Below are 22,863 nucleotides of genomic sequence, written 5' to 3' on the forward strand. Positions count from 1 at the left end.
TCGGAGTTACTTAACAATAAGGCATTCTTAAGAATTCTCGCTTGCCATGGGCTGCTTTGGCTGGGATGTTGAGGACTAGTTTTCTCCCCAAAAATGAGGAGGTTAGAGGAAAATCGAGTATGGCAGTAAAGAAGAATACAGTGCGTGGAGAAGAACCTGAAAGCAATTTGCCTTTGTGGTTCAATGAGGTTGCGGGGATAGCATTGATCGGCGTGGGAATTATTCTTACCTTGTCGTTGATTACCTTTACTCCACACGACCTACCTATTCTAAGCATTGGTGGGGTTATCGATAATGAGCCTAATATACCGCGAGAGAATTCGATTGGCGTCGTTGGAGCTTTGCTTTCTTTCTTTGTTCTCAGGGTTTTTGGCGCTGCGGGTTATCTTTTACCGATTGGCATGCTTTGGTTAGGAATTGCCTACGCATTCATGGGCGCGAAGTTCTCCAAGCGCACAGTGATTGGACTTTTTTGTTTTGTGCTGACTGGAGCATGTCTTCTCAATGTGACTGAGGTTCTCACTGAATGGGCTGCGAGAAATTATATTTTCGAACCAGGTGGATTTGCTGGCCTCTGGCTTGGGACCAATGTGCTAGAAGCCCTTTTGAATAAAACTGGAGCCATCATATTGCTGGTGATGCTCTACATGATCGGGATGATTATGCTGACTGGGCTCCATCCGATCCAGTTCAGCAAGGTTTGCTGGGCGAACTTTAAGCAATGGCGAGTGAAACGTGCAAATGATAGAGAGCGACTTGCCGAGAAGAAAGGTAAACGATCCGCCCGCGAGGCCGAGCGTAGCGCCAGACAGCTAGAGCGCGATAACGCTAAGGCTGAGACAAAAGAGAAGGCTCAGGAAGAGAATGAGCGTGCAAAGGAAGTCAAAGCGAAGAAGGCCGCTCTGGCGAAGCTGAATAGAGCGGAAGAGGATAAGAAAAATCCTCAAGTGGAAATGGAGCTCAAGGAGATACCAAAGCCGCAAATTATCGATTCTAGCCAACGTAGGAATAACAAGCGTGAACCCGGCGCAAAACCCTTTGAGAGAAAGAAGAATCCTGATGCTATTTCGCTATCGACTGACGGTTTTGAGAATTACGAAACTCCAGGCTTTGACCTGTTAGCATTCGATGAATCTGAGCCTGAAGACGAAGGGATGGATCAGGGTGAGCTTCTCAGTATTCAGAAAACCATTGTAGATACTTTAAAGGCATTTGGTGTCGAAGTCACCGCGGGGGATATCACCCGTGGGCCAACAATCACCCGTTACGAAGTGTACCCAAGCTCGGGCTTACGAGTTAGCCGAATCACCCAGTTAGAGGCAGACTTAGCCCGTGCCACAAAGGCCGAGCGCATCAATATCTTAGCGCCAATCCCGGGTAAGGACACTGTCGGTATAGAAATCGCCAACGACAACAAAGTCGCCGTGCCTCTTCGTGAATTGCTGCAGGACGAAGCATTCACCTCGGCGAAAAACAAGATTCCACTGGCGTTAGGTAAGGATGTCTATGGAAATACAGTCATCGGCGACCTAGCTGCAATGCCACACTTACTAGTAGCCGGTGCTACAGGTGCGGGTAAGTCGGTGTGTATCAACTCGATCATTGCGAGTATCCTTTTCAAGTTTAGTCCAGACGAACTACGCTTTATCATGGTCGACCCGAAGGTGGTGGAGATGCAAATCTATGGCAGGTTGCCTCACCTCGTCGTGCCCGTAGTAACAGATCCTAACAAGGTGGTTGCCGCACTGCGATGGGTTGTGAACGAAATGGAAAAACGTTATAGGCTCTTCGCTAAGTGTGGTGTCCGAAATTTTGATGGATTCAATGACCGTCCACGCCCAGAGAAAGAAGAGCCCGTAGTCGTGGAGCCAGAAGTGGTCGATGAGACCGCTGAAGAAGAGCCTGATCCTGAGGCTATCGAGTCAATCGCTCGCGCTCTGGAAGATGGGGAATTGGGGCCTATCGGTGGTGGTGACGACGATGAACTAGACATGGAAGAAGAGGAAGCTGAAATGCCAGACCGCTTCCCGTACATCGTTGTCATTATTGATGAGCTTGCTGACCTCATGCAGACAGCTCCAGCCGATGTTGAGCAAAACATTGCACGTATTGCCCAAAAGGCACGAGCAGCAGGTATCCACCTAATCATCGCGACTCAGACGCCACGTGCTGACGTCGTCACCGGCATCATCAAGGCGAACATCCCTAGCCGGATTGCTTTCCAAGTTTCTTCAGCTCTCGATTCCCGAGTCATTCTCGATACCAAAGGAGCTGACAAGTTGGTCGGTAAGGGCGATATGCTCTATTTACCTCCAGGATCAGCCAAGCTAGAACGCGCTCAAGGAGCCTTCGTCTCCGATGAAGAAGTCGAAGCTATTGTCGAGCACTGTGCGGCACAATCCGAGCAAGTCTTTGAGCCCTCAATTCAAGAGAGCATAGAGAAAGGCGGCTCCGGAGGTGGCGATGAGAATGACGTGTCGGACGCCGACGAAGAATGCCTTCTCAAGTGTATTGAAGTTATCACGACCGAGCAAAAAGCCAGCACCTCGCTACTCCAGCGTCGCCTGCGCCTAGGTTACACCCGTGCCGCCCGCATGATGGATATCCTTGAGGAACGTCAGATGATCGGCCCCGCAGATGGAGCAAAAGCTCGCGACGTCCATATTTAAGAAGTGAGAAGTGGACGTTCCTTATAGAACGGTGTGCTCGTTGAGAATTTAACTAGAGACATGCTTCAGGTTGGGTTTGATAGATTTCTTCTAATGGACGCTCTTGTTTATCAATGCGTATCTCTCTCTATAAATGAGTTATGATCCGTGTGCGCCATTGCGTGCGATTGTGAATAATTTCTGAATAAAGCTTGCCTTTCTTCGGAGGTGGCCGCATAGGTTCCGCCCTCAGAGGTGGATGAACCACCTTGGCCGCCATTGATTTCTGTTGAATAGGTATTAATCAGACGCGGCTTTGAGCAGCAAATATAACTGATTATGACAGACGTAAAATTTACGGACTTGGGATTATCCAAGCCCCTTCTTGATGCGGTGCACGGCCTCGGCTACGAAGCACCATCAAACATCCAGCACTCGCCATTCCTAAAATCCTCGAAGGTCACGACATCGTCGGACTTTCTGAGACTGGATCTGGTAAGACAGCCGCATTCGTACTTCCAGCCTTGGAGATGATCGATACCGATATCGCTCGTCCACAGGTTCTCATTCTTTCCCCGACTCGCGAACTCTGTGTTCAGATCAGCGAAGAAGTCCACAGACTCGGCACCAACCTTCCTAGACTCAACTCTACTCCAGTCTACGGAGGAACTCCTATCGATCGTCAGATCCGCGGCCTCCGTGGTGCGCAGATGGTAGTCGGAACACCAGGTCGTCTCATGGACCACCTTCGCCGTAAAACTCTCCGCACAGATGATCTTAAGTTGATCATTCTCGACGAAGCTGACCGCATGCTCGACATGGGCTTCCGCGATGACATGGAAGAAATTCTAGGCCAAGTGAAGGGTGAGTACCAGATACTCTTCTTCTCAGCGACAATGAACCGCAATGTTGAGCGTCTCATCGGCAAGTTCGGTAAGAACCCACAGAAGGTTGAAGTCGCTAAGAAAGCTCTCACAGTGGACCGTATCGCCCAGTCCTACTACGAAGTACGTAACCGCTCTAAGGTTGAAGTTCTTTCCCGTATCCTCGACATGGAAGCATTCCGCCTCGCGGTTGTTTTCTGTAATACTAAGCGTGCAGTTGACGAAGCTACTGAAGCTCTTCTCGCTCGTGGATTCACAGCAGATCGTCTCCACGGAGACATCACCCAGCAAATGCGTGAGCGCGTTCTCAATCGTTTCCGTGAAGGAAAAGTGGAACTCCTAATAGCTACTGACGTGGCTGCTCGTGGTCTCGACATCGATGAAGTCGATATCGTAGTGAACTATGACCTTCCACAGGATCCAGAAGACTACGTGCACCGTATCGGTCGTACTGGTCGTGCTGGCCGTTCAGGTCGCGCAGTATCTTTCGTATTCGGTCGTGACGTTTACCGTCTCCAGAACGTAGAGCGCTACACACGCAGCAAGATTACTCGTGAGAAGGTTCCTTCTCAGGAAGAAGTCGAAGGCAAGCGTGCTGACGTTCTCTTCGAAAGCGTTAAAGAAAAGCTCGAAGAGCAGACAAAAGGCGCACCATTCACAAACTACGTAGACCGTCTCCTCGAGCAGGGCTACGCAGCCACTGACATCGCAGGCACACTCTTCGGAATGATGCGTGAGACTGTTGGCCGTGAAGGTGAAGCAATTCAAGAAGACCGCCCAGGTGGTGACCGTGGAAACGATCGTAATGACCGCGGTGGAGACCGTGGTGGCCGTGACCGTGGTGGCCGTGATCGTGACCGTGGAGGTCGTGATGACCGCCGTGGTGGTGGTGACCGTTTCGAAAGAGGCGGTGATCGTGGTGGAGATCGCTACGAGCGTGGCCCAGTCGATCGTGAGTCACGCCGCAATGAAGTTGCATCAGGAATGAAGCAGGTCTTCATCGGTGCTGGTGGTGTTCTCGGTGTGGCTCCAGGTGAGCTCGCTGGCATGATCTACTCTGAAGCAGGCATCGAGAGTGGTAGTCTCGGTAAGATCCGTATCTTCCCTAAGCACTCACTCATTCAGGTGAAAGATGGCGACGAGAACAAGGTGATCGACGCACTCAAGGGACAAAAGCTTCGTGGCAAGGCATTCCCATGCCGCCTCGACCGCGACATCTAAGCCTCGCTTAAACATAAAATTTCAAAGGGCGTTCTCATCACTGAGTGCGCCCTTTTTCGTAGAAGAGGCTTCCAGCCTCTTTTGTACTTCAAGTGGCAGCTCTCACAGCCGAAAGCCAGCAGATCTAAAAGCCGCGTGGTCACGATAGTTGAAAGCCGCGCCGATTATGATAATTTTAAAACGATCAAAAGTAGACTGAATGTCAATGATGGGTGTGCTTTAGCTTAGGCTCGTGAAAATTTCATTTGGAGGTATGGTCAGCTTAAGTATCACTAAGAAATGCCAAATATTGCTGGCGTTAGGCAAAATGAACTAGGATCTCACTGAACTTTCATCTACTCAACAATCGACAAAACTGCTACGAATAGACCATTGCTAAATGGCAGTTCTAAAAATAAAAAAACTCCCCGTCACTGACACGCCGTGAGTTCAAACCAACATGATGACTTTAAACGACCTCGCAAAATCAAAGAGCGCTGAGAGCCCGCACTTGGTGAGCTTTACCTTAGGTCTCCATTGGGAATTCCGGCAGCCTATAGGCTGGTTTAAATCATGATCAAGAGGCTAATCAGGGAACAGAAGCGGCCACTCGGTCTAATAGAATTAATCGCTATTGCTTTGGGGGGCATGGTTGGCGGTGGAATTTTTGCAATCCTTGGCGTATCGGTTGAAGCTATCGGTAACTCTGCACCGGTGGCAATCTTCATCGGCGGTCTGCTGGCCCTCTGTGCTGCGTACTCTTACGTGAAGCTGGCGCGGCTCTATAAGGATGAAGGGGCCACTTATTCCTTTTTCAAAAAGACCTATCCAGATTCCCACTTCGCCGCCGCGGCCATCGGTTGGCTGGTCGCTTTCGGTTACATCAGCACGCTGGCCCTGTATGCGTTCACGTTCTCGTCCTACTTCTGTACTGCATTTTCTATTGCGGACTATCCCTGGAGCCATCAGTTGGTGGCGGGTTTGGTTATCCTGTTCTTCGCTGCAGTCAATTTGATCAGTGTGAAAGGCATGGGAGAGCTGGAAGACGTGATGGTCTACACCAAGATAATCCTGCTGATAATCATTTCAGCATTACTCACATGGAAGGGCGATATCCAACAGGCGCTACCATTAATTGAAACCCATAACTCGTGGGCAAGTATCCTGATGATCGCCGCAGTAACCTTCGTGGCGTATGAAGGATTCCAACTTGTGATTCATGCTTACCACGAGGTCGACGAGCCGGAACGAAACATCCCGCGGGCGATCTATGGCGCTATCGTAGTCGCCACAATTCTCTATGTGGTCCTCGCTATCGGCGCACTGGCGACAATTCCCAAGGCGGAGATCATTGCGGGCAAGGAGTATGCTCTGGCGGCAGGATCAGAAAGGATATTGGGCAAGTTCGGCTACTTTGCGGTGTTGTCCAGTGCCTTGCTTGCCACATCAAGCGCCATCAGTGGCACCCTCTTTGGAGCCTCGCGCTTGATGGCGGTTATAGCCGATGATGGTTATTTCCCCAAAGCTCTGCGATTGCGCATCAAAGGACATATCCCGCGTAACGCTATTTGGACCATGTTCGTGCTGGCTTTCCTGCTGGTACTCGGTGGTGGCTTACAGGTCATATTAGAATTCGGTAGCGTTACATTCATCATTGTCTCGTTCCTCATGGCGCTGGCGAATTTTAAGAAACGCAGGGAGACCAGTTCGCATGTGCTTCTGACGCTTGTCGCTATGATCAGCCTCCTCGTGGCCGGCGTACTTATTTTGGGCTTTGAGTTAATTCATGCACCTAAGCAATTGGCTGCTATCATAGTTATCTATGTTGTTCTAATCGTGGGTGCTTGGATCCAATCAAGGTTACAGAACTATGCCGTCAGTGTGGACTAATCGGAGTGAAATGAGGCAAGATGTTAGATGGGTGATCCAGTAGCATGATCTGTTGGTAGAAGGATTAGTAAATGACACCACTCTGTTCTAACACAGATTGGTATGAGGTGCATTCTGTATCATCAATGCTGTATGGGGTTGAAGCGGAGCTATGTTCTTGGTATGAAGTGGTATGGTAGAAAAGTATCCATGGAATGAGGTGGGGGATGCTCTTTTACAGAGTTTGTCATCATCATGGAGTGCGGGACTGACGATAGAGGAGGCTGATAGTAGGCTCACTAAGTATGGTCCGAATAAGCTACAAACACATGTGGCGAGGAGCTGGCTAGCTATATTTTTTAGCCAATTTAAAAGCCTTCTGGTCCTGTTGTTAGCGGTGGCTTCAGGATTGGCATTTCTGTTTCATGACTGGATCGAAGGGCTGGCGATCTGTGCGGTGTTGGTGTTGAATGCTGTGATCGGATTTTTTACCGAGCTGAATGCGGTGCGTACGATGGACTCTCTGCGGAAATACAATAAGTCGTTTGTCCGAGTGAGGCGAGGTGGTGGTGTGAAAGTGGTCTCTGCTGAGGAGATAGTTCCGGGGGATGTCATCCTGGCTGAGGGCGGTGATTTGATAGCGGCGGATATGCGAATTCTTTCTTGTTCTCGTCTTCAGGCTGATGAGTCAGCTCTCACTGGGGAGTCATTTCCAGTGGACAAGCAATGTGGTGTGCTGCCAAACGACACCATGCTAGCAGAGCGAACTAACATGCTTTATAAGGGCACGTCTCTGACACGGGGTTCATGTGAAGCCATCGTAATGACCACTGGAATGATGACTGAGCTAGGGGAAATCTCTGCGCTGGTGATTTCGACAGAGGATGAAGAAACGCCCCTTGAAAAGAGGTTGGCACGGCTTAGCAGAAAACTGGTCGTAGTCACGGTGGTTATCGCACTTTCCATTCTTATTACTGGACTGATGCGTGGAAGAGATCTTTACCTGATGATCGAGACGTCTATCGCTCTAGCTGTGGCCGCCATACCTGAAGGGTTGCCGATTATTGCGACACTTGCTCTGGCGCGTGGCATGTGGCGCATGGCCCGCAGCAATGCTCTCATTAATAATCTGTCAGCTGTGGAAACTCTTGGTGCCACGAATGTCATTTGCACAGATAAGACCGGCACACTGACGGAAAATAAGATGGTGGTTGCCTCAATAGTGACGAAGCAGGGACTGGATGATTTGGCGGGAGATCAAAAGGGACTAGAGTCTACGGCTGAAGTTCTTCGGGTCGCGTCACTTTGTAACAATGCTCAGTGGACTGGGCTTGAGGGGGGCGAGGATTCAGAGCTTATTGGTAGCCCGATGGAAACGTCGTTGTTAGTAGCTGCGAGGGGGTGCGGGCTTGATCAGAACGAGCTCAAACGTAGATTCCATCGCGTCCGGGAAGAGGCCTTTGATTCGGAAAGCAAGATGATGGCGACGTATCACCGTGACGGTGATCAGTTCCTAATCGCGGTGAAAGGAGCGGCTGAGCCATTGCTGTCTGCTTGTCAAACTGTGTATACAGGGCAGCAGTTTCAACCTATGTTTGAGGAGGAGAGACAATGGTGGTTGGATAAAAATAACGCACTGGCTCTCGACGGTTTTCGAGTGCTGGCATTTGCTCAGAAATATGCTCGGCAGGAGGGTGTAGAACCGTATGAGAATCTGGAGTTTCTTGGGCTTGCGTGCGTGATTGATCCGCCTAGGAAGGATATCCCTGCGGCCATAGCGTCTTGCCGAAATGCAGGGATTCGAGTGGTGATGATCACGGGAGACCAGGCTGGTACAGCTTTGCATGTAGCAAAGGATGTGGGAATCTATGATGAGGTCGCGACGAGGGTGGTCACAGGCAAGCAGATCGACACGTGTCAGAAGGCTGGTCAAATGGAGGACCTCCTCGATGTCAAAGTGTTTGCGCGGGTGTCACCCCAGCACAAGCTCGACATTATTCAGATGCATCAAGATGATGGCTCGGTGGTGGCAATGACCGGAGATGGAGTGAATGATGCTCCGGCCTTAAAACGTGCAGATATCGGCGTGGCTATGGGAATACGTGGAACGGAGGTGGCGCGAGAGTCCGCTGACATGGTGCTAAGATGATTCCTTTACTTCTATTGTTGCCGCGGTTGCCCAAGGGAGGGTTATTTTTAACAATATCCGCAAGTTTGTGGTCTATTTACTCTCGTGTAACTTGAGTGAGGTTATGGTGATTGGGATAGCTTCGGCGATGGATGCTCCGCTGCCTTTATTGCCACTCCAAATTCTGTTCTTAAATATGGTCACGGATGTTTTTCCGGCCCTAGCCTTAGGAGTTTGCCATGGTCATGAGGATGTGATGGCTAGGCCGCCTAGATCGGTGCGAGATCCTATTGTTGGCAAGCGGCAATGGTGGGTAATCATGCTCTACAGCATTTTGATTACAGTTGTTGTACTCGGTTCATTTACTATTGCTAGGGGGAGTATGGGGATGTCTACTGAGGAGGCGGTGACGGTTTCCTTCTTGGTGATTGCTTTGGCCCAGATTCTCCATGTGTTTAATATGGCTGAGCCTGGGAGTCACCCGTTTAAAAATGAGATCACTAAAAATGGATATGTGTGGGCAGCGGTTGTGCTGTGTGGATTGATCCTTTATTTTGCCCTGAGTTTGCCGCCACTAGCGAGAGTTCTAGCTCTGCAGGCGCCTAGTGCTGGTGGCTTTGTTTTGATAGTCATATCAAGTGCTATCCCTCTCATTGTTGGCAGGGTGGTGAGTATGATTAAGCGGTGATTGGATAAAAGGCTACTCCATCACGAAGAAAGAGCACCGAAGGCGTCTCCAAATCTCTACTAGGGAAAGAGGTAGAAGTTCGGCTGGGGGCTCCATGCTATGAAAAGAGACCTTCCACTTCTTTGATCGGTAGTCCGGTGTAGTCGGCTTTTTTCAAATCCGTGAGTTTTTGCTGCGCTTGAATCGGCAGGCTTTTGACGAGTTGTTCTGATAGCTCGGCTGGTGCGGCAAGGTTCCAAATGTCAAATTCTTCGTGTTCAATGAGGTCGCAGATGGCTTTGGTCATAGCGTCGAGCAGGCGTCTCCTTTTTTCGAGTGTTCTGCCATGTGGCTCACCGTGTCTCATTGGCGCTCCGTGCTGTAGGCTTCCGCTGGGAAAACGGCCATCATCATCGGAGCTTTCAATAGGGTCTGGTGAAAGACGGTGTAGGTCAGTCTTGATGGCTTCAATGCGCTGCTGTTGTAGCAGGTCATCCGAGGTCAATCGGTAGGCGCGCAGTTTCTCGGCGTTGGCTAGAATGATGAGTTTCTGTTTCATAGTATTAGGGGGATGTTGGATGTGAGCGTGGTAGCGTATTTTGCTAGATGCGCACCTATCCGAAGCTAATATACACTATGTTCAGAATTGTAGTCCTGCAAATCTTGCTGCAAGTATTGCCAATCTTGACCTTATACAGTGAGGTTGTTCACTGAGTGAAACGGAGTCCAGTGGGGATGTTCCGGGTGTGCTGTCGGTATCCTCTGGGTGGCTCACCAGTAAATTTAAGGAAACTTCGGTTAAATTGTGAGAGCGACTGGAACCCCACTGCGTAAGCAATTTCAGTGATTGGTTTCTCGGTATTTTTGAGCTCTTCTTTGGTTAATTCAACACGCTGGCGGTTGACATATTCAGTGAATGTCATGCCAGTGGTCTATTTGAAAAGATTACAGAAATAGAGCACGCAGACATGGACTTCATTTGAGATTTCTTTTTTCATCAATTCTGGAGGCGACAAGTTCTTTTGCTTTACGAATTGCCTCAGGTTCACTCGCGTTACGTTCTAGTAAAAGCCTGTTGAGGAATTCCGCGAGTTGGAGGGAAATGACGCTGAGCAAGGTGATCATTCTTGTTCTTAGCAAGATAGGACCATCTTTTGACAATGGAAGCTGAGTGGGTGTCCTGTGATTCTATTAGTGTGGATATCCACCCCCCCTAAAACTATGAAAAATTTCCCAATTATTATGAAGGTCGGAGCATTTGCGTTTTTGATATTTTTGACAGCATGTGGAAGTAAGGAAAACAAAATGGCGAAAGGATTTGTCCTTCCAAAGGGCGACATAGAGAAGGGTATGGTCGCATTTACTGAGCTGAAATGCCACAGCTGCCACACAGTCTCAGGAGAAGTGTTTCCAAAGTTAACAGAGAAGTCGGATGTCCAACTACAGCTTGGAGGAGAGGTTCGTAAACTGAAGAGTTATGGTGAATTAGTGACTTCGATCATTAATCCACAGCATATTGTATCTAAAGAATATTTGGGCACCTTCGCAAAGGATCAGCGTGATGGGATTCTGTCGCCAATGTCTTCTTTGAATGACCAAATGACGGTGGAGCAAATGGTTAATCTCGTAGAGTTCTTGAATTCTCGATACATGAAGTTCGAGACTGATATAGAGTATCCCTATTATGGACCTACTTTCTACGGGCCTTAAATCTGCAGGTTAGATGCTGCTATGAAACAACGAAGAGTGGGCAACACAACCTAGGGTTCGATGAAGAAAAATGTAATTTGGCTAAAAGATGTAACCATCAAAGATATTGCTCTAGTTGGTGGGAAGAGTGCGTCGCTAGGGGAGATGATTTCTCAAATGAGTAAGCAAGGAATTGTGGTTCCAAGCGGGTTTGCTGTCACGGCAAATGCCTATCGAGAATTTACCGAGAGCAATGGTATTACTGATGATGTTAGTAGGTTTATGGAGCAGTTCCACGGAGGTTTTCTGAGCTTAGAGGAAGTGGGCGCAAATATTCGAAAACTCATTTTAGAGGGGGAGTTTCCTGCTGAGATGAGAGAGCAGATCGTTGATGCTTATAGAGGGATGAGTAGGGACTATGACTGTGAGCAGGTGGATGTGGCTGTCAGAAGTAGTGCAACGGCAGAGGATCTTCCGAATGCTAGCTTTGCTGGGCAGCAGGATAGCTATCTTAATATCAAAGGGGAGGAAGCCATGTTGGACGCCTGTCGGAAATGTTTCGCGTCACTGTATACGAACCGGGCGATTAGTTACAGAGAGCAGAAGGGGTTCGCGGATGTGGCGGTCTATCTTTCTGTAGCCGTGCAGAAGATGATGCGTGCTGATAGCGGTGCAGCGGGAGTGATGTTCACACTCGATGTCGATACGGGCTTTCGGGATGTCGTCGTGATCGAGGCTTCTTTCGGCCTGGGAGAAAACATCGTGAAGGGGACTGTGACGCCTGATGAATATCGGGTCTATAAGCCATTATTGGGTAAGAAGGGTGTGGTTCCCATTATTAGCAAGAAATTGGGTTCAAAGGAGCTGACAATGATTTATAGCGAAGCGGGGGACTCCGTCGAGAATGTGCCGACCCCCATGGAGATGCGCTGGAAGTATGCACTCTCAGATAAGCAAATCATGCAGTTGTCTGAGTGGGCAGTGTTGATAGAAAGCCATTACGGTAAGCCAATGGATATTGAGTGGGCATTGGACGGGCTCACTGGTGAATTGGCTATTGTGCAAGCTAGGCCAGAAACCGTACGCTCAATGGAGCTGGATTCGACTATGGTAGTTTCCCGCTTGAAGAACAATAAGTCTGAGCCGCTGATTGAAGGATTAGGGATAGGTTCAGGTATTGCAGCGGGGAATGTGATGGTGCTCAATAGTTTGAATGATGCTGGAAGCTTTGAGAAGGGGATGATATTGGTCACTTCGGCTACAGATCCAGACTGGGTGCCGTTGATGAAAATTGCAGCTGGATTGATTACTGATCACGGTGGCCGGACAAGTCACGCTGCGATCGTCAGTCGTGAGTTGGGAGTTCCCGCTATCATAGGTACGGAAAATGCAACACGTCTTCTGCATGAAGGCCAGGCGGTGACAATCAACTGCGCGAGCACAGGTAAGGGAGAAGTCTACGAAGGTATTCTCGACTACGAGACCGAGGAAATTGATCTGTCCAGTATACCAGAGACGCGAACCAAGGTGATGCTGAATATCGCAAACCCTGATACTGCAAATCGATCATGGCGTTTGCCTTGCGACGGAATTGGCTTGGCTAGGATGGAGTTTATCATTTCCAACCAGATTGGTGTGCATCCGATGGCGTTGATAAACTTTGACCGTTTGACGAATGAGAATGCTTTTGAAGAAATTGAGGTGCTAACCCACCATTATAAGGATAAAAAACAGTTTTTTGTGGATCGCCTAGCCTACGGTATCGCACAGATTGCCGCATCTCAGTACCCAGAACCAGTCATTGTGAGAACCAGCGATTTTAAGACAAACGAGTATCGAGACTTGTTGGGCGGAGATGATTTTGAACCAGTTGAAGAGAATCCTATGTTAGGTTTCCGTGGTGCTTCGCGCTACTATAGTGAAGAATATAGAGAGGGATTCGCTCTGGAATGCAGAGCGTTGAAGTGGGTGCGGGAGCGAATGGGACTGAAGAATCTGATTGTGATGATCCCTTTTTGTAGGACTTTAGAAGAAGCCGACAAAGTGCTCAATGAAATGGCCTTGAATGGTTTGGTCCGGGGGGATGAAGGGCTACAAGTTTACATGATGGCGGAGATACCAAGTAACATCATATTAGCGAAAGATTTTGCCGAGAGGTTTGACGGATTCTCTATCGGATCCAACGATCTCACACAGCTTGTTCTAGGGGTTGACCGTGACTCTGAAAAACTGGCAAACCTGTTCGATGAGAATAACGAGGCTGTTCGAGAGATGATTCGGGTGTTGATCAAATCGGCTCACGAGCAAGGTTGTAAGGTGGGAATCTGTGGTCAGGCTCCGAGTGATAAACCTGAGTTTGCTCAATTTTTGGTTGCACAAGGTATTGATTCAATTTCTCTGACACCAGATAGCTTTGTTTTAACCAAGCGGGCAATAGCTGCGCGGGAGAGTGAAATCACAGAAGGCTAGCCTCAATTGTAGGCGAATGTCTCCGATTCACTGAGTTTCGGAGTGCTCCATCACTTTCTCCAGCGTCGGCATCAGAGCCTTGGCCCATGTCTCGTAGCCAGCTGGCTTGAGGTGAATCTTATCACCCGAGTAAGCCTCGGCTTTCAGGGTGCCGTCAGCGTTGGTGAAAGCTGGAGCTAGATCGAGGTAAGTGACGTGGTCTTTCTCCCCGAGTGGGGCAATATTCTTTTGAATCTGAGCGATGGTGATTCGTGAATTTTCATCTGGGTTCTGACCAGATGGGAAGGTGCCTAACAAAATGATCTCGGACTCTGGAAGCTTAGCAATAAGTTCCTCGACTAATGCTTCAATGCCACCGGTGATTTGATCAGCATTGTGGTTTGCTGTGAGCAGGTTGTTGACGCCGATCATGACGACAACCGCCTTGGGCTTGAGTCCTTCAAAGTTGCCGTGGGCGAGGCGGTAGAGTAGGTGCTCCGTGCGGTCGCCTGAGATGCCAAAGGAGGCAGTTTTCCACTTGTCTGCAAAAAATCTATCGACTGGGCGCTGGCCACCTTTTTCAGCCAATCGCTTATCCGCGCCAGTCCAGGACTGGGTAATAGAATCGCCGAAGAAGATGAGCTCGAGGTCTTGATTTTCTTTGCTCAGCTTGTTGATGTTCTCAAACTGGTCCCACCAGATTCCACCTCCCCAGCCTGCCGCTTTCCCTCGGAATGAGGCGGATGGTGCGGGCAATGCTGCCGGATTCGTGTAGCTGCCGTTACAATGCAGTGCAAACTCGACAATGGGCTGTGGGTTTGGGAGTGCGTGCGGGTGGTGACCTTTGCCTTCTTTAAGAATAATCTCGGCGTAGCCATCTAACATCTGAGCAGCTAGTTGAGAGTTTTCCATGCCCGGAACCACAGGGTCAGCTGTGCCGACGAGGTACAGCAATGGGATTTTAGCTTGCTTGAGTTGAGCAATGGTATCGACGGGGTTTCCTTTGAATGCTTTAGCCTCATCATCAGATTTGAAGCCGTAGGCTTTCTTGCATTGTTCCCAAGTCGGAGCGCTGCCTTTACCTGAGCCAAAACCAGCAGGCCAGCTCTTGATGTCCATCACGCTGTTGTCTCCATAGATTCCTTCGACTTTTTTCGGATTGGCAACTGCCCAGTTATGAATAGGCAATCCGCCACGACTCATGCCTTCTAAAAAGGGTGTCTTCGAGAGTCCGATGGACTGCATGGCGTAGTAAAATGTGTCCCAACGCTGGGTGGCTTCTGGCGCGCCAAAGAGATTGGCCACATCACAATAAACAACATGCCAACCTAGTTCTAACATCGTTGTGTCAAATTGTGGTTGGTGTCCCCAAAAGCGCGCGCGCCAAACCCACGGTCTGCCTACTGCCGCAATCTTTGGACTGACAACTTTGCAGGAAACTCCCCGGAATTTAAAATTTTGCATCGCATAGCCATGGAAGTTTCCAAATTGTGCGCCTTCCATTGTCTCAGTGGTCCATTCGTTATCGCGCTCGGTCGTGAGGTAGCGATGGAGGTGGCGAGCCATGACTTCTGCTCCGAAAGCATTTGGGTGCACTCCATCAGGAATCCAATCCTTGTGGTTCACCAGAGGTGTGTGGAGGTCGACGAGTTCGGTGTTGAGTTCTAGAGCCACATTGCGAACCAATGGAGCGAGCTCGCCGCGGGTGACTTTTTCAGTGATTCCCCACCTCGATTGAACAACGGGTGCTGGCTGACAGAGGATGACTCGTGGCTTGTTAGGTAGAGAAGTGTAAGACTGGACGAGAGCCTTGGTGTCATCGGCAAATTCTGCCTTAAACTTCCAGTTCTGGGGCTTCGAATCGTTGGTGCCTAACTTGATGATAACGATATCTGGTTGGTAGCTCAGAGAGTTTTGGTAGGCTTTTTCCTTGGTGTAGGGGTGGTCACCTTTGTTCAGCATTGTGCGGCCACTCACACCAAAGTTACGTACCTCGTAGTCCTCTCCTAGTAGGTAGCCGAGCTGGGCTGGGTAGTTAAGCTTCTCACGCGCAGTAATGCCTGAGCCAAACGTGATAGAGTCGCCTACGCAGGCGATTTTTGTTTGAGCGGCAAGGCTAGCAGTGAGCGCTAAGCCAGTTAGTAAAATAGATTTCATGGTGAATAGTGAGAGAAGGTGAGTAAAAATACGTAAAGTTGCATGACTACCTTTCAGGGGGATTCCTTGAGACTCGGCAGATCTAGCCCCAATTGAGCTTTTTACGGAGAGTCGAGAAATGCGAGCGATCCTTGAGCCGCAATAGGTGCAATTGGTGGTCCGCTTTCTTTATGCTGATGCGGGCATCGCAGGGGAGTTCGATGACGTCGCGGCCATCGATAGAGTAAAATGCGAGGCAGTCGGACTCATCGGTGGTCACCAGCTCAACCTCTGAAGAATCATCCAGAACTAGTGAACGGTTAGTGAGGGAGTGCGGGCAAATCGGCGTGATCACGAATGCTTTAGCTATCGGTGAAAGCAGTGGGCCGCCAGCTGCCAGTGAATAAGCGGTAGAGCCGGTAGGTGTCGCCACTATAAGACCATCAGCGTGGTAGTGGTTCAGCAGCGCACCATCGATGAAGGCATCCAGTGAAATGAGTCGACCCGTCTGGCCTCGGGAGAGCGTCAGCTCGTTGACCGCAAAGTCGCTTTCCGTTTTTCCGTCGGCATAGGTGATGCAGGTTTCGAGCAGTATTCTAGGGATTACTTTATAGCTCTGATCTATCAGAGCCTGAGCAAAGAGCTCTAACTCATCGTCGGTACAGGAAGTCAGGAAGCCTAAAGTTCCAATGTTGATACCGGCGATGGGAGTGGAAGTAGGCCCAATACGGTGTGCGGCATTTATCATAGTGCCGTCACCACCAAGCACTGTAATGACATCACAGTTCTTAGCTAGCTCAGCCGCAGAGTATCCAGACTGGACCCCAATGATTTTAGCGGATTCATCTTCCAGTAGAGAAGTGATGTTGTGTTTGGCCAATACTTCCGTTAGGGCATTGATCGTGCTTGCTGCGCCCTTTTTGTGAGGGTTGGCTATGATGCCGACTTTCATGGGGCGGAGTGTGGAGTTAGAAGGGGAAAGTTTCAAGTGTCCATTCGTCTCGTGGCGGAACACAAAAAAGCGCGACCTCGTGGGAGATAGCGCTTTTTAAAAAATGGATGCTAATGGTGCGTTGTAATTGGCACCACCACAAATCTGGCCAGCGAGCGCCGCTTTTTATTTCTCTTTCAGGATGTCAGCCTCAGTGAAAAATGTGGCGTGGTCTTTGTATTTTTTGCGAACCTCTGTGACTAAATCCCTAGAGATGTCTCCAAGTTGGGGGGTGAAGTTATTTCTAGTAAAGTTGATCACGTCGGCAACTTCTTGGTCGCTGAGCTGAGGGTGCCCAGGCATAGCTCCGTTGAATTTTTTTCCGCTCACTGTGATTTCCCCGCTAAGTCCTTTAGCTACAACCATGATGGCGTGCTTAGGGTTGCGGGCGAGCCAGTCAGATCCGGCGAGTGGTGGAAAGACTCCTTCTGACCCAGCTCCGTCAGGTTGGTGGCAGGCTATACAGCCTGCTTTATAGATCGCTTCTCCGCGTTTAGCGCTCGTTGAGAGGGGGACGCGCGGGGTGGCTACTGCAGCGAGGGCTGTTAAGTTTCCGTGGTGGGATAGTGCCAACTCGAGCGCGCGATTGAGAAGGTCGTCATTTTTGAAGAACTCCACGTTTTCGCTTTTGAGTGTGACGATCGCCTTAGCTATTGCGGGAGATCTCTCGAGTTCAGAGATGTAAAGAAGGTTGGCTAAAGTGTCTTCGGCTTTACTTGGTAGCTTGCGCAGGAGCCCCACTCCAGTTTTTGTATCACGCGGTAAGTAGGCGAGCAGTGCTGCTTGAACGCCTGCTGTTTTACGTTCCATTTTTTCTAATTCTGTGAGGTCTTCCCCGAGCTGACCTAGTACGTGGATAGCGTGGAGAGTGGCATAGCTGTCTCCTTTTGCTAAGTTGCGAAGAGCTGCGATTGCTTTTTTACCTGACTTCCTGAGCGTCTCTTGTGCTTGAATACGCCAGAACATGTTGTCGTTATTGAGGGCATCGAGTTGTTGCTCGAGTGTGGCGAGTTTTGGATTCGATTGAACTTTGACTCCCTTTGGTGAGATGCGGTAGATGCGGCCATATTTTCTGTCACGGAATTCGCTGATGTAGGCATTGCCCTTGCCTTTTTTCTGATTAGCTCCGTAGACGTTGTGCTGGACGATGGCATTATACCAATCCGCGATGTAGAGCGCGCCGTCTGGACCTACTTCTGCAGCAACGGGTGCCGACCAAGCGTCAGCGGATGCGTAGATGTTTTGCTCAGTGTTAGTGATTTTGAAACCGGATCCAACCGAGTTAAGGATGGGTGCCGAAACTAGCTTGGCGGTAGGAGCGCAGATGAAGGCCCTGCGGTTCCACCAAGATTTATCAAAGAGTCGAGCGGTGTAGATAGAGTGACCAGCCGCGGCGGTGAAATGGTCTTTCCAATCCACTTGTAAGAAATCGATGGTGGTCGGGAAGATGCGGTCTTTGTTGTCGGAGCGTGGTGCCTTGCGAGGCTTAAGGTCTGTTCCGGTATAGTGCTTTTTGGGGATTCCAACATAGAAGGATGGGTTCATGTTGGCGGTGGAGCCTAAGATGCGCCCTTGCTCGGTGAAGCCAAGCCCCCAGGTGTTGTTGCTCGTCGATTGGATGGGTTCGAAGTCTGAGCCATCTCGTTTGAAGCGAAACACCCCTTGGTTGATACGGTAGTCTTTTCCTGCAACCGTGGTCTTTACCCCTGAGTAACCAACAGTGGCATAAATCCAGCCGTCCATTCCAAGGTGGAGGTTAGAGACGCACGCATGGGTGTCGTAGAGGTTGATGCCTTTGAATATGACGTGTCGTTTATCGGATTTTCCGTCGTTGTTGCTGTCTTCTAGATAAACCATTTCTTCGCCATCCGTGGTGATGCACCCTTTATCGATGGGGAGTACGCTTGTGGCGATTGTTAGGCCTTCGGCGAATACGGATACTGTGTCGGCTTTACCGTCGCCGTTGGTGTCAGTGAGCATCTTGATTCTGTCTTTGCCTGGGCTGTTAGTGACGTGGCTGTTAGGGTAATCGTAGGCTTCGACCGCCCAGAGCCTGCCTTTGTTATCCCAGTTGATGGCGATAGGGTTGACGATCATTGGTTCGGAGGCGAATACCTGAATTGCCATTTCCACAGGGACTTGAACCAGTTTGATCGAATCCTTAACGCTGAGTGGCTGCTGCAGGTGAGTGGCTGGAACTCCCCGGTCTCGGGGTTTATCTGGCCAGTTTTTACCCTGGATGATATTCACTTTTGGTTCGGTGTACTGAAGCTCTGGCAGTTTGAGCTTAGAAATGAGTTGGGCTTTCTTATCTCCGATAGTCCAGATGATGCTGCGGTAGATGAGGTCTTGGTACTCTGAGAGGCTCCAGCAGCGATCATCATGGCCGCTTGCGGTGTAGAAAATGCGTCCTTTGCCATTGGTTCTGACCCATGTCCATGGTTCATCTTCTCGTTTCTGCAGGACAACTCGGTCCTGATTGTGTTTTTGGTGAACGTAGCTTTCGTCCCAACATTCAAAACCTGGGAACCCTTTCATCACTGGGTGATCAGGGTTGACTATTTTGGTGCGGAAAACCCCTTTGCCGTGAGATTTGAATTGAGCGCCGAGCAGTGCGATGAATTTCTCCGAGTTGCGGAAACAGCCACATGCGGAGTGGAGAAAGACGCAGGCACCTCCATTATGAGAGTATTCTAACAGCGCTGTCTCTTGTTCCTCATTGATCTCGTCATGGTTGCCGTAGACCAGCAGAGCATCGTATTTGACTAGGTTTTCTTTGGTGAGCGCGGTTGGTTGGTGGGCGTAGGTGTAGTTGATGCCCTTGACCCCGTGAGCTTGTCGAATCGTTTTGAAGCGGTCAAGTGGACGGTGAGAGCCATTCGGGCTACCTAGGAAAAGAACTTCGATTCTGCGGGCTGAATCACTGGGATCTGGTTTAGCGTCCAAGTGAGGCAGGAAGAAGATCAATGCTAAGAAGTAGAGGTGGAAAGGGTGAAATTTTTGGTTCATGACTAATTTATAGGATTAAGTGGCTCAGCGACTAGGAGTCAACGTTCTGTGCTTTTATGGCCGGTGAATGTGGATTTGGCTATAGGTTTGCAGTGAGCTCGAGAACGAGTTCTATCTCCGAAAGAGCATCGTGTCGAGGGGACAGCTCAGCGTGACTTCCCCCCCCACCGGCAATCCAGTAGCACGGTTCATCTTCGGGCCGTTTTTAGGGTTTTTTAGGGCTTCAATTTCTGTGGAGGTGACGAGTGAGTCGACATTTCGGTGACCGACCCAAGCGATTCCTCGGAGTAGGACGGCACGGTATTGCGGGATGCTGAAGGTGGTGTGCCAGTGGCCAGGGATGGCTGTGAATGTACGCGATTTTTCTTTTTCAACTGACCACATCTGAGGTGACCCGGGCGCCCGTTTGCAGTTTGTACAGGCGAGGATTTTGGCTTCAGGGAGCATGTGGAGGTTCCAGTAGATTTCATCGTCTAGAGAAAAGTCACCCACCCCTTGAGTGATTGGATGCTTGCTGTCTTTATAGTCGATATCGAAATCCCCTTCAAAGTACTTCGAGTGTCTGTGCTCCCATGCCCCGCCCGTTATTTTTTTAAACTATTGGGCGTCATCACCGCAGACGGTGTCGTGGATAAACACGAGTCCGCCACCACGCTTCTGGAAGGCGTCGAGAAGTTGCCGCTGGGGCGGCGTTATGTTTCCCGCATTCTGGGCGTAGAAAATAACCACATCCGCTGACTGGATCTGCTCCGCGGTCGGGAAGGCTAGCGCACCCGTCGCCCGGGCGCCTCGATCGTTGAGAAGCTTGATCCAGTCGGCCATAAAGCGAGGGTGGTCGTGGGCACCAGGGCCATGCGTTTTTTCACCAGTACGGATAAAAACACGGAGCGGCTCAGCGGCCGAAAGCGGAAGCAACAAGGCGATGAGAAGGAGTAAGGACTTTATCATGATAAGAAGATGGAGCTGCGGAGGTGTATTGTTAGCCCCGTACACCTGATCGGGAAAGGCTCTTTAGTGAAATGTGTATTGAGCTATGGTTTTTGTGCTGTGAGCTAAGGTGGATATTCTCGTTGGGTGACAGTCGAGCGACTAGCTTGGTTGAAACGAATCAATATTATGCCAAATCCATTAACTGGTAAGGGAAATCCTTACACACGCGAAGAAGTGATCGAGAGATTACACGAGACACTAAGAAATAAAGAACCCATCATCGGCGCCGGTGCTGGTACTGGAATTAGCGCCAAATTTATTGAAAAAGGTGGAGCTGACTTCCTCATCATTTATAACTCAGGCCGCTTCAGAATGGCGGGTCATGGATCCACCGCTGGATTGATGGCGTATGGTGATGCCAATGCGATAGCGATGGAAATCGGTGAGTATGAAGTGCTTCCTGTGGTAGAGGAAATCCCAGTGTTTGCCGGCGTGCACGCCACTGATCCACGCAGAAGAATGTGGCACTGGCTCGGCAGAATCAAAGAAATGGGCTTCTCAGGGGTGAACAATTTCCCGACACATACCTTGGTCGACGGCCATTTCGGACAAGTGCTCGAAGAAACTGGCATGAGCGTCACAAAGGAATATGAAATGATAGCTCTAGCCCGAAAGTTAGATCTTTTCTCAACGGTCTACGTGACTACGCCTGCGCAAGCTATCGAGATGGCCAAGGCGGGAGCGGATTCCATTATCGCGCATTGTGGAACCACAGTGGGTGGCTCTATTGGAGTGACTGGTGCCTTGTGTAGCATGGACGATGCGGTGAAGCGCACTCAGGACATTATCAATGCGGCATGCACGGTCAGAAAAGACATCATATTCCTCTCTCACGGAGGACCGATCAATACACCTAGTGATGCAGCTTATATTAACAAGCATACCGACTGCGTGGGGTTCATCGGAGCTTCCAGTCTGGAGCGCATGGGGGTGGAGCAGTCATTGACAAATTTGACCAAAGAGTTCAAATCTATACCTCAGTGCTAAAGTCATGTTGATCTCAGCAGAAGACATCAAGGTAGAGGGGGACGAGAAATGTCAAAACGAGTTCATCTCGGCTCTTGATGTTTCCGCAGAGGAACCTTGGCGGGGGCTAAGGACTTAGAAGTATGAAGAAAAAGGGCACAGAGACCGAAAATCTAAGCGAAATTCACGTTTGGGGAGAGAAGACTCACTATTCTTGTGCTCGCGCGAATGCTGATGACATTAGAGAATGGTTATCGGAGTACCCTGTTTGCCCTACGCTGGCTACGTATCAGATGGAGCATGTGGGTATCATGCATGCTGAGGCTCCCTATGAAGTGGTTCGATTGTGCCAAAGCGGGGCCTATTTTTTGGTCACAACGAAGGGGAAAGGGCAAATTCTCATCGATGGTAGTTGGCACATTTGTTCTGCAGGCGAAGCGTGCCTTCTACCTGCCTACAGAACGAATGCTCTACGCTGTCTAGAGGGTGAGGTCTGGGAGTTTTGTTGGGTGCGCTATCATCACGCTGATGGACAAATCCCTCTTATTCATTCCTCCCAACCATTGGTCGAAAAATTTGCGAGCCTGCAGTTTTTGAATGTGATGCAGGGAATGCTCTATGAATCTAAAGCTCCGCAGCGACAGGCCGTCACTCAGCAATGGATTCAACTGATTCATATCTATGTGAGTGAGTTTACCGCAACAAACCAGAAGGATGATCGGCTCTGGAAACTCTGGTTCGCGGTAGAGCAAAACCTAGAACGGCAGTGGAATCTTGACGCTATGGCGTCGATAGCTAGCCTCAGTACCGAACATATTAGACGCCTGTGTAAGTCTCAATACGGGCGTAGCCCAATTCAACAACTACGTTGGCTTCGCATGCAGAGGGCTGCCGAGTTACTGATTTCAACCGGTTTTAAAGTTGAAGCAATCGCTTACGATGTGGGTTATCAAAATCCAGTTGTCTTCAGTGCTGCCTTTAAAAAAGAATTCGGAGCTCAGCCATCCCAATACAGAATCAAATAGTGTGTTTCCTGAGAAAAGTTCTAGGTCGTTGGCTGTCGTTTCATCTTTCGATCCCTTGTAATATTTTAGAGTTACGGAATCCCATCTAGGCAACAACTGTCACAACAGAAGACGGTTTTATCTAACATTTTTCACACCACACGACAAAAAATCATACGAGATGCGCACCACCTCTAGTTATTGCGGCTGATTGGAGTGGGGTTCTCCAACGGA

Annotated in this window: 17 protein-coding genes; 9 read left to right on the forward strand and 8 right to left on the reverse strand. The window is 49.6% G+C overall.

The genetic code is table 11. From position 1 onward, the window contains the following. Positions 1-119: 119 nt before the first annotated feature. The 5 genes from BSZ32_RS09130 to BSZ32_RS09150 all read left to right on the forward strand — a co-directional run bounded on the left by BSZ32_RS09130 (position 120) and on the right by BSZ32_RS09150 (position 9,417). Positions 120-2,669 carry a DNA translocase FtsK gene (locus BSZ32_RS09130; RefSeq protein WP_105043148.1) on the forward strand — a complete coding sequence of 850 codons (2,550 nt, stop codon included), beginning with the start codon at positions 120-122 and terminating at the stop codon, positions 2,667-2,669. 446 nt (positions 2,670-3,115) lie between these two features. Further along, complete coding sequence (locus tag BSZ32_RS09135; RefSeq protein WP_240610706.1) at positions 3,116-4,753, forward strand: DEAD/DEAH box helicase; 1,638 nt, start codon at positions 3,116-3,118, stop codon at positions 4,751-4,753. Between the two features lie 552 nt (positions 4,754-5,305). Continuing rightward, positions 5,306-6,622 carry an APC family permease gene (locus BSZ32_RS09140; RefSeq protein ID WP_105043149.1) on the forward strand — a complete coding sequence of 439 codons (1,317 nt, stop codon included), beginning with the start codon at positions 5,306-5,308 and terminating at the stop codon, positions 6,620-6,622. 223 nt (positions 6,623-6,845) lie between these two features. Next, entirely contained in the window at positions 6,846-8,750 is a 1,905-nt protein-coding gene (locus BSZ32_RS09145) for an HAD-IC family P-type ATPase (protein ID WP_165788753.1), read from the forward strand. Positions 8,751-8,877: 127 nt separating this feature from the next. Further along, positions 8,878-9,417, forward strand: coding sequence for a cation transporting ATPase C-terminal domain-containing protein (locus BSZ32_RS09150; RefSeq protein ID WP_165788754.1), 540 nt, complete (start codon positions 8,878-8,880; stop codon positions 9,415-9,417). A 97-nt stretch (positions 9,418-9,514) separates the two neighbouring features. On the opposite strand, the gene BSZ32_RS09155 is transcribed toward BSZ32_RS09150, so the two are convergent. The 3 genes from BSZ32_RS09155 to BSZ32_RS19275 all read right to left on the reverse strand — a co-directional run bounded on the left by BSZ32_RS09155 (position 9,515) and on the right by BSZ32_RS19275 (position 10,521). Then, a complete protein-coding gene (locus tag BSZ32_RS09155; RefSeq protein ID WP_105043152.1) occupies positions 9,515-9,955 on the reverse strand; it encodes a host attachment protein in 441 nt (146 codons plus the stop codon). Between the two features lie 148 nt (positions 9,956-10,103). Beyond that, positions 10,104-10,319 carry a helix-turn-helix domain-containing protein gene (locus tag BSZ32_RS09160; RefSeq protein ID WP_105043153.1) on the reverse strand — a complete coding sequence of 72 codons (216 nt, stop codon included), beginning with the start codon at positions 10,317-10,319 and terminating at the stop codon, positions 10,104-10,106. A gap of 52 nt (positions 10,320-10,371) precedes the next feature. Next, the gene (locus BSZ32_RS19275) at positions 10,372-10,521 is read right to left on the reverse strand and encodes a hypothetical protein (protein ID WP_206018788.1); all 150 of its coding nucleotides are present in this window, start codon (positions 10,519-10,521) and stop codon (positions 10,372-10,374) included. A 96-nt stretch (positions 10,522-10,617) separates the two neighbouring features. Between BSZ32_RS19275 and BSZ32_RS09165 the strand changes: the two genes are divergently transcribed. Together BSZ32_RS09165 and ppsA are read left to right on the forward strand one after the other, a co-directional pair. Beyond that, positions 10,618-11,106, forward strand: coding sequence for a c-type cytochrome (locus tag BSZ32_RS09165; RefSeq protein ID WP_105043154.1), 489 nt, complete (start codon positions 10,618-10,620; stop codon positions 11,104-11,106). Positions 11,107-11,166: 60 nt separating this feature from the next. After that, positions 11,167-13,554 (forward strand): phosphoenolpyruvate synthase, encoded by a 2,388-nt coding sequence (gene ppsA / locus BSZ32_RS09170; RefSeq protein ID WP_105043155.1) that lies wholly within the window; start codon positions 11,167-11,169, stop codon positions 13,552-13,554. A gap of 27 nt (positions 13,555-13,581) precedes the next feature. On the opposite strand, the gene BSZ32_RS09175 is transcribed toward ppsA, so the two are convergent. The 5 genes from BSZ32_RS09175 to BSZ32_RS09195 all read right to left on the reverse strand — a co-directional run bounded on the left by BSZ32_RS09175 (position 13,582) and on the right by BSZ32_RS09195 (position 20,617). Beyond that, on the reverse strand, positions 13,582-15,690 hold the full coding sequence (locus tag BSZ32_RS09175) for a GDSL-type esterase/lipase family protein (protein ID WP_105043156.1): 2,109 nt from the start codon (positions 15,688-15,690) through the stop codon (positions 13,582-13,584). Positions 15,691-15,772: 82 nt separating this feature from the next. Next, the gene (locus BSZ32_RS09180) at positions 15,773-16,621 is read right to left on the reverse strand and encodes an NAD(+)/NADH kinase (protein ID WP_105043157.1); all 849 of its coding nucleotides are present in this window, start codon (positions 16,619-16,621) and stop codon (positions 15,773-15,775) included. A gap of 165 nt (positions 16,622-16,786) precedes the next feature. Beyond that, the gene (locus BSZ32_RS09185; RefSeq protein ID WP_105043158.1) at positions 16,787-19,669 is read right to left on the reverse strand and encodes a PVC-type heme-binding CxxCH protein; all 2,883 of its coding nucleotides are present in this window, start codon (positions 19,667-19,669) and stop codon (positions 16,787-16,789) included. A gap of 111 nt (positions 19,670-19,780) precedes the next feature. Next, positions 19,781-20,257 carry a ThuA domain-containing protein gene (locus BSZ32_RS09190; RefSeq protein ID WP_105043159.1) on the reverse strand — a complete coding sequence of 159 codons (477 nt, stop codon included), beginning with the start codon at positions 20,255-20,257 and terminating at the stop codon, positions 19,781-19,783. Positions 20,258-20,266: 9 nt separating this feature from the next. Further along, positions 20,267-20,617 carry a hypothetical protein gene (locus tag BSZ32_RS09195; RefSeq protein ID WP_105043160.1) on the reverse strand — a complete coding sequence of 117 codons (351 nt, stop codon included), beginning with the start codon at positions 20,615-20,617 and terminating at the stop codon, positions 20,267-20,269. Positions 20,618-20,785: 168 nt separating this feature from the next. Between BSZ32_RS09195 and BSZ32_RS09200 the strand changes: the two genes are divergently transcribed. Both BSZ32_RS09200 and BSZ32_RS09205 read left to right on the forward strand, forming a co-directional pair. Beyond that, complete coding sequence (locus BSZ32_RS09200) at positions 20,786-21,646, forward strand: phosphoenolpyruvate hydrolase family protein (RefSeq protein ID WP_105043161.1); 861 nt, start codon at positions 20,786-20,788, stop codon at positions 21,644-21,646. Positions 21,647-21,768: 122 nt separating this feature from the next. After that, on the forward strand, positions 21,769-22,650 hold the full coding sequence (locus tag BSZ32_RS09205; protein WP_105043162.1) for a helix-turn-helix transcriptional regulator: 882 nt from the start codon (positions 21,769-21,771) through the stop codon (positions 22,648-22,650). The last annotated feature ends 213 nt before the right edge of the window (positions 22,651-22,863 follow it).

Origin of the sequence: Rubritalea profundi, assembly GCF_002954445.1 — a bacterium.
GTDB classification, from domain to species: Bacteria; Verrucomicrobiota; Verrucomicrobiia; order Verrucomicrobiales; family Akkermansiaceae; genus Rubritalea; species Rubritalea profundi.